Source organism: Citrobacter sp. Cpo037 (assembly GCF_030332945.1).
GTDB lineage: Bacteria > Pseudomonadota > Gammaproteobacteria > Enterobacterales > Enterobacteriaceae > Citrobacter > Citrobacter portucalensis.
The window spans coordinates 129,388-142,843 of sequence record NZ_JAOWGW010000055.1; the positions used below are offsets into that span (position 1 = coordinate 129,388).

Annotated in this window: 15 protein-coding genes; 4 read left to right on the forward strand and 11 right to left on the reverse strand. The window is 53.3% G+C overall.

Annotated features, from left to right (window positions below; genetic code table 11):
* Positions 1–1,863: a 1-deoxy-D-xylulose-5-phosphate synthase gene (gene dxs, locus OGX94_RS10415; protein ID WP_079938385.1), complete on the forward strand. Its 1,863-nt coding sequence runs from the start codon at positions 1–3 to the stop codon at positions 1,861–1,863.
* A gap of 56 nt (positions 1,864–1,919) precedes the next feature.
* On the forward strand, positions 1,920–2,894 hold the full coding sequence (gene yajO, locus OGX94_RS10420; RefSeq protein ID WP_008783931.1) for a 1-deoxyxylulose-5-phosphate synthase YajO: 975 nt from the start codon (positions 1,920–1,922) through the stop codon (positions 2,892–2,894).
* Positions 2,895–2,993: 99 nt separating this feature from the next.
* Here yajO and pgpA read toward each other — a convergent pair whose 3' ends face one another.
* From pgpA to nrdR, 6 genes are all read right to left on the reverse strand, one after another.
* Entirely contained in the window at positions 2,994–3,512 is a 519-nt protein-coding gene (gene pgpA, locus OGX94_RS10425) for a phosphatidylglycerophosphatase A (protein ID WP_003021578.1), read from the reverse strand.
* Positions 3,490–4,467, reverse strand: a complete 978-nt coding sequence (gene thiL / locus OGX94_RS10430) for a thiamine-phosphate kinase (protein WP_126319044.1) — start codon at positions 4,465–4,467, stop codon at positions 3,490–3,492. The genes pgpA and thiL overlap by 23 nt, the downstream gene beginning before the upstream one ends.
* Before the next feature lie 77 nt (positions 4,468–4,544).
* Positions 4,545–4,964 carry a transcription antitermination factor NusB gene (gene nusB, locus OGX94_RS10435; protein ID WP_000801129.1) on the reverse strand — a complete coding sequence of 140 codons (420 nt, stop codon included), beginning with the start codon at positions 4,962–4,964 and terminating at the stop codon, positions 4,545–4,547.
* 19 nt (positions 4,965–4,983) lie between these two features.
* On the reverse strand, positions 4,984–5,454 hold the full coding sequence (ribH, locus tag OGX94_RS10440; protein ID WP_003021575.1) for a 6,7-dimethyl-8-ribityllumazine synthase: 471 nt from the start codon (positions 5,452–5,454) through the stop codon (positions 4,984–4,986).
* Between the two features lie 90 nt (positions 5,455–5,544).
* Positions 5,545–6,648: a bifunctional diaminohydroxyphosphoribosylaminopyrimidine deaminase/5-amino-6-(5-phosphoribosylamino)uracil reductase RibD gene (gene ribD, locus OGX94_RS10445; RefSeq protein ID WP_149334986.1), complete on the reverse strand. Its 1,104-nt coding sequence runs from the start codon at positions 6,646–6,648 to the stop codon at positions 5,545–5,547.
* 3 nt (positions 6,649–6,651) lie between these two features.
* A complete protein-coding gene (gene nrdR / locus OGX94_RS10450) occupies positions 6,652–7,101 on the reverse strand; it encodes a transcriptional regulator NrdR (RefSeq protein ID WP_003021571.1) in 450 nt (149 codons plus the stop codon).
* 153 nt (positions 7,102–7,254) lie between these two features.
* Between nrdR and OGX94_RS10455 the strand changes: the two genes are divergently transcribed.
* Together OGX94_RS10455 and OGX94_RS10460 are read left to right on the forward strand one after the other, a co-directional pair.
* A complete protein-coding gene (locus tag OGX94_RS10455) occupies positions 7,255–7,794 on the forward strand; it encodes a SadB/YajI family lipoprotein (RefSeq protein WP_003830983.1) in 540 nt (179 codons plus the stop codon).
* A 298-nt stretch (positions 7,795–8,092) separates the two neighbouring features.
* Positions 8,093–8,956 carry a nucleoside-specific channel-forming protein Tsx gene (locus tag OGX94_RS10460; RefSeq protein WP_003021561.1) on the forward strand — a complete coding sequence of 288 codons (864 nt, stop codon included), beginning with the start codon at positions 8,093–8,095 and terminating at the stop codon, positions 8,954–8,956.
* Positions 8,957–9,001: 45 nt separating this feature from the next.
* Here OGX94_RS10460 and OGX94_RS10465 read toward each other — a convergent pair whose 3' ends face one another.
* The 5 genes from OGX94_RS10465 to yajC form a co-directional block, all read right to left on the reverse strand.
* A complete protein-coding gene (locus OGX94_RS10465; RefSeq protein WP_126955927.1) occupies positions 9,002–9,694 on the reverse strand; it encodes a helix-turn-helix transcriptional regulator in 693 nt (230 codons plus the stop codon).
* A gap of 1 nt (position 9,695) precedes the next feature.
* Positions 9,696–10,082: a VOC family protein gene (locus OGX94_RS10470; protein ID WP_257661414.1), complete on the reverse strand. Its 387-nt coding sequence runs from the start codon at positions 10,080–10,082 to the stop codon at positions 9,696–9,698.
* A gap of 170 nt (positions 10,083–10,252) precedes the next feature.
* The gene (gene secF / locus OGX94_RS10475) at positions 10,253–11,224 is read right to left on the reverse strand and encodes a protein translocase subunit SecF (RefSeq protein WP_003021550.1); all 972 of its coding nucleotides are present in this window, start codon (positions 11,222–11,224) and stop codon (positions 10,253–10,255) included.
* A 10-nt stretch (positions 11,225–11,234) separates the two neighbouring features.
* Positions 11,235–13,082: a protein translocase subunit SecD gene (gene secD / locus OGX94_RS10480; RefSeq protein ID WP_003021547.1), complete on the reverse strand. Its 1,848-nt coding sequence runs from the start codon at positions 13,080–13,082 to the stop codon at positions 11,235–11,237.
* 27 nt (positions 13,083–13,109) lie between these two features.
* Positions 13,110–13,442 (reverse strand): preprotein translocase subunit YajC, encoded by a 333-nt coding sequence (gene yajC, locus OGX94_RS10485; protein WP_003021544.1) that lies wholly within the window; start codon positions 13,440–13,442, stop codon positions 13,110–13,112.
* Positions 13,443–13,456: the final 14 nt, after the last annotated feature.

Consider the following 13,456-nt stretch of genomic DNA (forward strand, 5'->3'; position numbering starts at 1 on the left):
ATGAGTTTTGATATAGCCAAATACCCGACCCTGGCGCTGGTCGACTCCACCCAGGAGTTACGTCTGCTGCCAAAAGAGAGCCTGCCAAAGCTTTGCGACGAACTGCGCCGCTATTTGCTCGACAGCGTAAGCCGTTCCAGCGGGCACTTCGCCTCTGGTCTGGGCACGGTGGAACTCACCGTCGCGCTGCACTATGTCTACAACACCCCGTTTGACCAGTTAATCTGGGATGTGGGACATCAGGCTTATCCGCACAAAATTCTGACTGGTCGCCGCGATAAAATCGGCACCATTCGTCAGAAAGGCGGCCTGCATCCGTTCCCATGGCGCGGTGAAAGCGAGTATGACGTACTGAGCGTTGGGCACTCTTCAACCTCCATCAGCGCAGGTATCGGTATTGCCGTTGCCGCCGAGAAAGAAGGTAAAGAGCGCCGTACCGTGTGTGTGATTGGTGATGGAGCCATCACCGCAGGGATGGCGTTTGAAGCGATGAACCACGCGGGCGATATTAGGCCCGACATGCTGGTTATCCTCAACGACAACGAAATGTCGATTTCAGAGAACGTTGGCGCGCTGAACAATCATCTGGCACAGCTGCTCTCTGGCAAACTCTACTCCTCGCTGCGCGAAGGCGGGAAGAAAGTCTTTTCCGGCGTGCCGCCGATTAAAGAACTGCTCAAACGTACTGAAGAACACATTAAAGGTATGGTTGTGCCGGGGACTCTGTTTGAAGAACTGGGCTTTAACTATATCGGTCCGGTGGACGGTCACGACGTGCTGGGGCTTATTACTACGCTCAAAAACATGCGCGATCTGAAAGGCCCGCAGTTCCTGCACATCATGACCAAAAAGGGTCGTGGCTACGAGCCTGCGGAAAAAGATCCGATAACCTTCCACGCGGTACCCAAATTCGATCCGTCCAGCGGATGCCTGCCGAAAAGCAGTGGCGGCCTGCCGAGCTATTCAAAAATTTTCGGTGACTGGCTGTGCGAGACCGCAGCGAAAGACAATAAGCTGATGGCAATCACCCCGGCGATGCGCGAAGGTTCCGGAATGGTGGAGTTTTCACGTAAGTTCCCGGACCGCTATTTCGATGTGGCGATTGCCGAGCAGCACGCTGTGACGTTTGCTGCCGGTCTGGCGATTGGCGGCTACAAGCCGGTGGTAGCCATTTACTCGACTTTCCTGCAACGCGCCTACGATCAGGTGCTGCACGATGTAGCCATCCAGAAACTGCCGGTCCTGTTCGCCGTTGACCGGGCAGGGATTGTTGGCGCAGATGGACAAACCCATCAGGGGGCTTTCGATCTCTCCTTCCTGCGCTGCATCCCGGAAATGGTCATCATGACCCCGAGTGATGAAAACGAATGCCGCCAGATGCTGTTCACCGGTTATCACTACAACGACGGCCCAACGGTCGTGCGCTACCCTCGTGGCAACGCGGTGGGCGTTGAGCTGACCCCGCTGGAACAACTGCCAATTGGTAAAGGCATCGTGAAACGTCGCGGGGAAAAAGTGGCGATTCTCAACTTCGGCACCCTGATGCCGGAAGCCGCTCAGGTCGCAGAGTCTCTGAACGCCACTCTGGTCGATATGCGTTTTGTGAAACCACTGGATGAAACGTTGATCCTTGAAATGGCTGCCCAACACGAGGTGCTGGTTACCATTGAAGAGAACGCCATTATGGGTGGTGCTGGCAGCGGCGTAAACGAAGTGCTGATGGCCCATCGTAAGCCCGTCCCGGTGCTGAACATTGGCCTGCCTGACTTTTTCATCCCGCAGGGAACTCAGGATGAAGCTCGAGCCGATCTGGGTCTGAATGCCGCCGGAATTGAGGCCAAAATCAAGGCCTGGCTGGCATAATCCCCTCCCCGCTCCTGCTATGCTTAATTCATCACGAGCTAAGCAGGAGTGGATTGATGAAATACAACATCTTAGGAAAAACCGACCTACGGGTCTCCCGCCTTTGCCTGGGTTGCATGACGTTTGGCGAACCCAATCGCGGCAATCACGCCTGGACGCTACCTGAAGAAAGCAGCCGCCCAATAATCAAACACGCCCTTGAGGGCGGCATTAACTTTTTCGATACCGCCAACAGCTACTCCGCTGGCAGTAGCGAAGAGATTGTCGGTCGCGCGCTGCGTGATTTCGCCCGCCGCGAAGATGTCGTGGTCGCTACCAAGGTTTTTCATCAGGTTGATGATTTAGCGGAAGGATTATCCCGCGCACAAATCCTGCGCTCGATTGATGACAGTCTCCGACGCCTGGGTATGGACTATGTGGACATCCTGCAAATTCACCGCTGGGATTACAACACGCCGATCGAAGAAACGCTGGAGGCCCTCAACGACGTCGTAAAAGCCGGTAAAGCTCGCTATATTGGCGCCTCATCCATGCACGCTTCGCAGTTTGCCCAGGCACTGGCCTTACAAAAGCAACACGGCTGGGCGCAGTTCGTCAGCATGCAGGATCACTACAACCTAATCTACCGCGAAGAAGAACGCGAAATGCTGCCGCTTTGCTATCAGGAAGGCGTGGCCGTCATCCCATGGAGCCCGCTGGCGCGCGGTCGCCTGACGCGTCCCTGGGGAGAAACGACCGCACGTCTGGTTTCCGATGAAGTCGGTAAAAATTTGTACAACGAGAGCGATGAAAACGACGCGCAAATCGCCGCACGACTGACCGGTGTCAGTGAGGAGTTGGGTGTAACGCGGGCACAGGTTGCGCTGGCCTGGCTGCTGAGCAAACCCGGCGTGGCAGCGCCAATTATTGGCTCTTCGCGTGAGGAACAGCTGGATGAGTTGCTCAACGCGGTAGATTTAACGTTGAAGCCGGAGCAAATTGCCGAGCTGGAAACGCCGTACAAACAGCATCCGGTGGTGGGATTTAAATAAGCGCGGTTGAAGATTGTAGGCCGGATAAGCATAGCGCATCCGGCACTGATCGCCCGATGTCTCGGCGTTTATCGGGCCTACAATAGCCCCTGAAAAGGGTTAAATGATACCTACCGGCCAGTGATGACCGATAAAATACAAAATTCCGGCAGAGAGTATTCCAGCCACAATATCGTCGATCATGATTCCCGTCCCGCCATGCACGTTGCGATCGAACCAACGAATCGGCCACGGCTTCCACATATCCAGAATACGGAAAATCACAAATCCGGCGGCAACCCACTGCCAGTCGTTTGTCGGCAGCGCCATCAGGGTAATCCACATCCCGACAAACTCGTCCCAGACTATGCTACCGTGATCGTGCACGCCCATATCTTTCGCCGTTTGATGGCACAGATAAACGCCGATACAGATAGATAACATCACCACCAGCGAATACAGCTGCCACGGCAGAAAGGTCATTAAATACCAAAAAGGGATCGCCGCCAGCGATCCCATCGTGCCAGGAACAATTGGGCTCAGCCCGCTGCCAAAACCGGTGGCTAACAGGTGCCACGGATTGCGCATACTCAGGCGGCTTTTGGCGACATCTTTTTTAAGGCGCGGCAAAATGGTCATATCCTTTCCAGTCAAACGTGACGGGTTTTCCATCACGCGTAAAGTGAATGCCTTCCACGTCCGCGCTCATCTGCCCAATGCAGGTAAACGCTGCGCCGAGATTTCCCAGCGCCACGTCCAGCGCACCACGATTAATTTCCGGTACGGTAAAGCATAACTCATAATCTTCACCGCCTGAGAGCGCCCAGCGCAGGGCCTGTTCCGGCTCAACGTGCTGTGACAATGCCGTGGAGTATGGCAGCACATCAACGTTAACCCGTGCGCCACAGCCGCTGGCATTAACGATGTGCCCCAAATCGGAAATCAAACCGTCGGAAATATCGATAGCCGCACTGGCCAGATCGCGCAGGGCTTGTCCCTGCAAAATACGCGGCGTGGGACGCAGATGGCGTTTCAGCAGATAGTCCGCGTCTGTTGCATCTGCAACCTGCAATCGGTTCTGCAAAATCGCCAGCCCGGCCGCACTGTCACCCGGCGTGCCGGTAACATAAATCCAGTCACCCGGTTTCGCGCCAGAGCGTTTTAAGGCCCGCCCAACGGGGACGTAGCCATGGATACCCAGCGTCATCGACAGCGGCCCACGCGTGGTGTCACCGCCAATCAGCTGCATATCATAGTAATTGAGGAGTTCAAACAGGCCATCGCTGAAGGCTTCCAGCCAGGCTTCATCGACGTCAGGTAACGTGAGCGCCAGCGTCAGCCACGCAGGATCCGCCCCCATCGCCGCCAGATCGCTCAAATTCACCGCCAGCGCTTTCCACGCGAGATCGGTCGGATCAATGTCGGGGAGGAAGTGGTTACCTGCCACCAGCGTATCGGTACTGATCGCCAGCGTTTGTTTTTCAGGGATGTTCAGAAGTGCGCAGTCGTCACCAATACCGGTTTCGACATCAAGACGAGAAGTTCTTACGCGGTCAAAATAACGGGCAATCAGGGAAAACTCGCCACATGCCATACGTTATGCCTCAGCAGAAAAAAAAGAAAAAGCCGGGGATAGCGGAAACAGGTTCCACCATCCAGCCGGCCTCGGGATTACTTTTTGTTGGGGCGAATCACAGGTGCTGCTTTATCCAGTACGCCGTTCACGAATTTGTGGCTATCTTCGGCGCCGAAGGTTTTTGCCAGTTCAATCGCTTCGTTGATGGCCACTTTGTACGGCACATCACTACGTTTAGACAATTCAAACAGCGCAATACGCAGTACAGCTTTTTCTACCTGACCCAGCTCTTCCAACAGACGAGACAGGTAAGGCTTCATTAATCCATCCAGGTACGCGCTGTTAGTCGCCACCCCGGACAGCAGTTCACGGAAATACAGAACGTCGACATCTTTAACGTCCTGTTCCGCCAGGAACTGGTATTCAACATCAGCGATGTCGTTCTGGGACAACTGCCAGGAGTAGAGCGCCTGGACGGCACACTCACGGGCGCGGCGACGAGCAGCAGGTTTCACGGATTTCCCCTTACAAAAATCAGGCCTTGATGGCTTTCAATACATTAATCATTTCAAGCGCAGTCAGTGCAGCTTCTGCGCCTTTGTTACCGGCTTTAGTGCCAGCACGTTCGATGGCTTGTTCAATACTTTCGGTGGTCAGAACACCGAAGGCTACCGGAATGCCACTGTCCTGAGCGACATGCGCCAGGCCATTGCTTGCACCGCCAGCCACATATTCGAAGTGCGCGGTACCGCCACGGATCACCGTACCGAGCGCAATCACCGCGTCGTATTTACCGGTTTTTGCCAGTGCGTCGGCCGCCAGTGGCAGCTCATATGCACCTGGAACCCAAACAACGGTAATGTTTTCATCTTTAACCTGGCCAATACGTTTCAGGGCGTCGATAGCACCTTCCAGCAGGCTGTCATTGATAAAGTTGTTGAAACGCGCAATGGTGATGGCGACGCGAGCGTCCGGGGTAGCAACGTTAGCTTCAATAATGTTCATATTCTTCCTTCGGGTTCGATTTATGGCCCCGTAAGGGGGGCGGATTTTATCATAATATTCTGTGCGCTGCTTCCTCTAAATCAGAAAGCCTCACGCAGTCGTTAAATGCAGGCAAACGTCCGGGCCCACCTGGCGTATCTCATTGAATTTGAAATGGGGTGCGTCAGCCAGTTTCTCAAGGCCTGGAAGCACACATAATCCTCTCGCATCGCTGCCTAACAGTTTAGGCGCAACATAAACGATTAGCTCATCGACCAAACCGGCCTGTAATAATGCCCCTGCGAGCGTTGGGCCTGCTTCAACCCAAATGCTGTTAATTTGCTGTTTGCCCAGTTGCATCATTAGCACCACCAGATCCAGATGCCCGTTATGTTCCGGCACCTTCAGGCTGCGCACCGTCTCCGGCCAGCTACGAGGGTCGTCTTCAGTCCGGACAATCCAGGTTTCTCCTGGCTGTTGCACAATTTGGTGCTCCGGTGTGACCTGATTCTGGCTATCAAGAACAATGCGGATTGGCTGGCGCAGCTCTTCCTGCGGGTAACTCGCCTGAGTTGACTCCCCTAGCTCCGACCAACGCACAGTAAGCTGAGGGTCGTCTGCCAGCACCGTAGAACTGCTGGTTAAAATGGCATGGCTTTGCGCGCGCAAGCGTTGCACATCGCGGCGCGCCTGTGGCGAGGTAATCCACTGGCTTTCACCGCTGGCCATCGCCGTACGGCCATCAAGCGACGCGCCAAGCTTAAGCTGAAGATACGGGAATCCCGTACGCATGCGCTTGAGGAAGCCTTTATTCAGTTTCTCAACTTCGCTCATCATCAGCCCGTGGCTGACGTCGATGCCCGCCTGCTGTAAACGGTAGAGCCCACGTCCTGCGACCTGCGGATTGGGATCCTGCATCGCCGCAACCACACGCGACACCCCCGCCGCAATCAGCGCATCGCAACACGGCGGCGTGCGACCATGATGACTGCAGGGTTCGAGCGTCACGTAGGCAGTTGCCCCCTGCGCTTTTTCTCCGGCCATCCGCAGAGCATGAACTTCGGCATGCGGTTCGCCCGCACGGTGATGATATCCTTCACCGACGATCTCCCCATCTTTCACAATCACGCAGCCCACGTTGGGGTTGGGGTGAGTGGTAAAACGTCCGCGCGCAGCAAGCTTCAGCGCGCGCGCCATGTACAATTCATCCTGCATGGCTTAGTCCTGTAGGCGAGCAATCTCTTCGCCAAATTCTTTGATATCTTCGAAACTCCGGTAGACAGAGGCAAAGCGGATGTAGGCGACTTTATCGAGCTTTTTCAACTGCTCCATCACCAGGTTGCCAATCATCTTACTCGGCACCTCACGCTCGCCCGTCGCACGCAGCTGTGATTTGATATGGTTTAACGCCATTTCGACGTCATCTGCGCTGACAGGCCGTTTCTCAAGCGCTCTGAGCATGCCGCTGCGCAGCTTTTCTTCATTAAAGGGTTCACGCACATCGTTGCTTTTCACAACGCGCGGCATGACAAGTTCAGCCACTTCAAAAGTGGTGAAACGTTCGTTACAAACCAGACACTGCCGACGGCGGCGTACCGAGGAGCCCTCGCCTACAAGACGAGAGTCAATTACCTTAGTGTCTACGGCGAAACAGAATGGGCAATGCATACGGCGTCCTGTACCTCAGTGGTTAACAGAATCTATTTTACCCTGAACTGCCGTGACAACAAAGGCGCTGCGCTTTTGAGACAAAGGATCGATGCCTTCGTGCTCAGTCCACACTACCATTATGCTATCGCGACAATGAAGGAAGTAATCACAATGACAAGACGTTACCTAAGAATTCTCCTGGTGGGAAGTCTCTTTAGTCTTAGTGCCTGCGCACAGCAAAGCGAAGTACGCCAGATGCATCAAAGCGTTAGCACGTTGAATAAAGAGATGACGCAGCTTAATCAGGAAACAGTAAAAATTACGCAACAAAATATGTTGAATGCAAAATCAACCAGCGGCGTCTATCTGCTACCGGGTTCCAAAACCCCGGCACGACTGGACAGCCAAATTGGCACCTTACGCATGTCACTGGTGAACATTGCACCGAACGCCGATGGTACGCGCCTGACGCTACGGATTCAGGGTGAATCCAACACGCCTTTACCCGCTTTTAGCGCCACCGTTGAGTACGGGCAAATTCAGGGCACCACGGACAATTATCAGGAAGTGAACGTTCACAACCAGTTGGTCAACGCTCCGGCGAGTATTCTTGCTCCCAGCGACGTAGACATTCCGTTGCAGATAAATGGCCTCACTCCAGATCAGTTAGGATTTGTTCGCATCCACGACGTCCAGCCTGTTAGCCAATAAACTTTTTTGCGGAACGTTTTGTGCGTTCCGCAACATCATCCCAGTCCATTTTGTTACTCCTCTGACATCACCGATATTTCTGGTAAAACTTGGCAACATTCATGGGAGCCAGTACAATTCGCCGCCTAAAGTACGCAAACGTGAACGCAATCGATTACGTAAATGATAGAACTGTGAAACAAGACATATTTTTGTGAACAATGATTTTTATAATAGGCTCCGAAGAATTACGAAATATTTAGAAACGCAAATTGCGCATTTTTCACTCCCGAAAGGGATTTCAAACAGTGGCATACATATGAAAAAAACATTACTTGCAGCCGGTGCAGTGCTGGCGCTCTCCTCGTCTTTTACTGCCAACGCAGCAGAAAATGACAAACCGCAATATCTGTCCGACTGGTGGCACCAGAGCGTTAACGTGGTGGGTAGCTATCACACCCGTTTCTCCCCGAAACTGAACAACGACGTGTATCTGGAATACGAAGCGTTTGCTAAAAAAGACTGGTTTGACTTCTATGGCTACATCGATATTCCGAAAACCTTCGACTGGGGTAACGGCAACGATAAAGGTATCTGGTCTGACGGTTCCCCGCTGTTTATGGAAATCGAACCGCGTTTCTCCATCGACAAACTGACCGGCGCTGACCTGAGCTTTGGTCCGTTCAAAGAATGGTATTTCGCCAACAACTACATCTACGATATGGGTGATAACAAAGCCAGCCGCCAGAGCACCTGGTATATGGGTCTGGGTACCGATATCGATACCGGTCTGCCGATGGGTCTGTCTTTGAACGTGTATGCTAAATACCAGTGGCAGAACTATGGCGCATCCAACGAAAACGAGTGGGATGGCTACCGTTTCAAAGTGAAATACTTTGTGCCGATCACCCAGGTTTGGGGCGGTCAGTTGACCTACATCGGCTTCACCAACTTCGACTGGGGCTCAGATTTGGGTGATGATCCGAACCGCACCAGCAACTCTATCGCGTCCAGCCACGTCCTGGCGCTGAACTACGATCACTGGCATTACTCCGTCGTAGCGCGTTACTTCCATAACGGCGGCCAGTGGAAAGGTGGAGATACCCTGAACTGGGGCGAAGGCGATTTCAGCGCGAAATCTACCGGTTGGGGTGGTTACCTGGTCGTAGGTTACAACTTCTAATCCAGACAATGTTTCGCAGACAAGCCAGCTTAACCGCTGGCTTTTTTATGGCTGGTCTTCACAGCGTACTTTACGCAAAAAGTCACTTAGCGAGCGATCTGTCGATTCGCGAAAATGCCTGTCGAGTGGCGTAATCTTCAGACATCGATCAACGCGAAAGCAACGATAATCGTCACGCTTCTCGCACCAGCCAACCAGCAGCCAGTGCTCGCCCCAGAAAAATAATCCCAGCGGCTGAACGTCGCGCCAGGAGAGGTTCCCGGACTCATCGCGATAATGCAGCGCCAGCACCTGCTGTGCTGAAACCGCGCGATGTATGAGATCGAAGGCACTACGTGAATGCGGCTGATTACCAAAATCTGGCGCGAAAATCCGCGTTTGCTCGGCTCTGCGCCGACTCTCTGGCGGCAATATCGCCAACACTTTTTCCTGCGCGGATTCCAACGCCTGTGAGAGTGAATCCCCACCCCATGTTTTCAGCAACCGAATCGCTACCATCAATGCTTCTGATTCGTGATGCGTTAACATCAAGGGCGGTAGATCAAACCCGGCCATTAAGCGGTATCCGCTGCCCACTTCGCCTTCAATAGGCACGCCGGATAAAGAGAGATCGCGGATATCGCGATAAATCGTCCGTTCAGAAACCTCAAGACGCTCTGCCAGCAGCGCCGCCGTTGTCACTCGCCTGCCACGCAGGATTTGCACAATCTGAAACAAGCGGTCGGCGCGTCTGCTCATTTTAATCCTCAGTGCTGAAAATATTACGCGGTTGATGTAAACCAACACGATTGCCTTCGCTGTCAGTAAATAGCGCAATCGTACCAATGTCCTGCCCCAGTTCGAGTGGGCCAAACACACACTGACCGCCAGCAGTGGCGACGCGTTCAAGCGTTGCAGCCAAATCGTCCGTATGCAGATAAATAATAGCGCCCTGCGCTGAAGGCGTAATACCATCAAATTTAGCCAGCGCCCCGCCGGGAGCGGGATCCTGATGCGGAAATACGGCGAGCTCAGCGCAGTCCATGTTCTCCCTACGCAAAGAAACCTGCATCACTGGCTCATAAAAAGCGATGGCGCGATCCATTTGTGCCACGGGGATTTCAAACCAATTAATTACGTTGCTCATACTTCCTCCTGCCTGTGTGGGTAATCTCAGGAGGACTATAAGACAGGGCTACTGACAGCATACTGTCAGTAGTGTGGCGACAGGAAAAGATAATTACCTGTCGCTAATTCACAGGCAAAAAAAATCCCGACCTTGCGATCGGGATTCCAGTATCTTCACTCCTGGATGGGTTAAGGCAGAATCGACGGTTGATCCGCCCCTTCTTTCTCGACCTTCTGCTGCAGCATGTGCTCACGCTTCATACCCAGCTTCAGCGCCAGCGCCGAAGCCACGTAGATAGAAGACGCAGTACCGATGGAAACACCGATCAGCATCGTCAGTGAGAATCCTTCCAGTACCGGACCACCGAACAGGAACAGCATCAGAATAACCATCAACGTTGTACCGGACGTAATCAACGTACGGTGCAGCGTTTGAGTCAGTGACACGTTAAAGATTTCGTAAGGCGTACCGCGACGAATTTTGCGGAAGTTTTCACGAATACGGTCAGATACAACGATACTGTCGTTCAGCGAGTAACCGATTACCGACATCAGTGATGCGACGATAGTCAGGTCAATCTCGATATGGAACAACGACAGGATCCCAAGTGTGATAATCACGTCGTGCGCCAGCGCGATAACTACCCCTGCCGCCAGTCGCCACTCAAAACGGAAACCGACGTACACCAGGATGGAGATCAACGCCGCCATCAGCGCCATCGCACCGGTTTGTGCCAGGTCTGCACCCACGCTCGGACCCACGAATTCAATTCGCTTCACCGCGGCGTTTTGGTTGGTGGATTCGTTAATCACACTCAACACTTTACTACCCAGCACCTGACCGCCGTCTGCACCTTCAGTTGGCGGCATACGTACCATAATGTCGTGGCTGCTGCCGAAGTTCTGCAGAAGCGGATCAACGAAGCCCGCTTTCTCCAGCGCATCGCGCATCACGTCCATATCGGCCGGTTTTTCCAGCGTGATTTCAATAACCGTACCACCGGTGAAATCGAGACCCCAGTTAAACCCGCGTACGCCCATCACCACGATGGCCGCAATCAGCAGGAAACCTGAAATGCCGAAAGCCCAGTAGTCCCAGCGCATAAAGTCCCAGACTTTACGGCCGTGGTTCAATTGTTCAACAGTATATTCCTGTGCCACTTCGCACTCCTCAGATTGACAGCTTTTTGACGCGCTTGCCGCCATACAGCAGGTTTACGATGGCACGTGTACCGACAATCGCGGTAAACATCGACGTCGCCACACCAATACCGGTAGTAATCGCGAACCCTTTAATTGCCCCGGTGCCCACTGCGTACAGGATGATGACCTTGATCAGCGTCGTAATGTTCGCATCAAAGATGGAGCTAAATGCGCCCGCATAACCTTCATTGATGGCCTGCTGCACCGAACGCCCGTTACTCAACTCTTCTTTGATACGTTCGTTGATCAGTACGTTCGCATCGACCGCGACAGCAAGGGTTAAGACGATCCCCGCAATCCCCGGCATACTCAGCGTAGCACCCGGCAGCAACGACATAATACCGACAATCAGCACCAGGTTAGCAATCAGCGCACTGGTCGCAATCAGACCGAACTTCTTATAGAAGAAGATCATGAACAGGATAGACACCACCAGACCGGCCAGACATGCTTCCAGACCCTGTTTAATGTTCTGCATACCCAGGGTTGGGCCGATGGTACGTTCTTCAACAATCTGAATTGGCGCAATCAACGCACCGGCACGTAACAGCAGGGAAAGCTGGCGTGCTTCGTTCGGGTTGTTGATACCGGTGATACGGAAGCTGTTACCCAGACGAGACTGGATATTGGCGATGTTAATCACCTCTTCCTGTTTCACCAGTACTGCACGACCGTTAGCATCTTTCTTACCGCTGTCTTTGTACTCCACAAACAGGGTCGCCATCGGCTTACCGATGTTGTCCTTGGTGAAGTTGGACATGATGTTACCACCTGCGCTATCCAGCGAGATGTTAACCTGCGGCTGATTGTATTCGTCCTGGCTGGAAGTAGAGTCGGTGATATGGTCACCGGTCAGGATCACGCGCTTGTACAGCACAACCGGCTGACCTTCACGAGACTGTTTCACTTCCGAGTCACCCGGTACACGCCCGGATGCCGCAGCGGACTGGTCAACGTTGGTATTTACCAGACGGAATTCCAGCGTCGCGGTTGCGCCCAGAATTTCTTTCGCACGCGCGGTATCCTGAATACCCGGCAGTTCGACCACAATGCGGTCAGCACCCTGACGTTGTACCACCGGCTCAGCAACACCCAGTTGGTTAACACGATTACGCAGAATGTTGATGTTCTGCTGTACCGCGTATTCACGGGCTTCGCTCAGGCGCGCATCGGTCATTACCGCACGCAGAGCATTGCTGCCCTGGCTGGAAATAACCAGATCCTGGTGACGTTTGCTCAAGTAAGAGATAGCTTCATCACGGGCGCTGCTATCACGGAAAGTGATGCTCAGACCGTAGTTATCTTCTTTGCGAACAGTAGTATAAGGAATGCCTTTTTCACGCAGATCGCTGCGCAGGCTATCGATATTTTGTTCCTGCAACTTACTCAGCGCGGTGTCCATATCCACTTCCATCAGGAAGTGAACGCCGCCACGCAGGTCAAGACCGAGTTTCATCGGTTCTGCGTGAATGGCAGCCAGCCAGCGTGGGGTTGCCGGAGCAAGGTTAAGCGCCACGACGTACTGATCGCCCAGTACGCCCATTAATACTTCACGTGCGCGCAGTTGGGTATCAGTGGAGTCGAAGCGCGCGAGAATAGCACCCTCTTCCAGAGCCACAGACTTAGGTGTGATTTTATCTTCTTGTAACGTTTTCTGGACCTGGATCAGCGTTTGCTCACTGGCGGCGGCACCGCGCACGCCAGTGATTTGAACAGCCGGATCCTCACCATACAGGTTGGGAAGCGCATAGAGCAGACCGACGACAATAACGACGATCAGCATGACATACTTCCACAAAGGATAACGGTTTAACACGGCAGTTCCCTTTGGGAAAACAATAAATTACAGCGCCTTCATGGTGCCTTTCGGCAGAACGGCAGCTACGAAATCACGTTTGATAACCACTTCAGTGGTGTCGTTCAGCGCGATAGCGATGTAGCCAGATTCTGCTACTTTAGTCACGCGACCCACCAGACCACCGTTAGTCAGTACTTCATCGCCTTTCGCAATGGAGTTCATCAGGTTCTTGTGTTCTTTGGTACGCTTTTGCTGTGGGCGCAGGATCATAAAATAGAAAATCAGACCAAACACCACCAGCATCAGAATCAGAGACATCGGGCTGCCCTGCGCCGGAGCACCTGTTGCCGCTACCGCATCAGAAATAAAAAAGCTCATTCAAATTCCCTCAT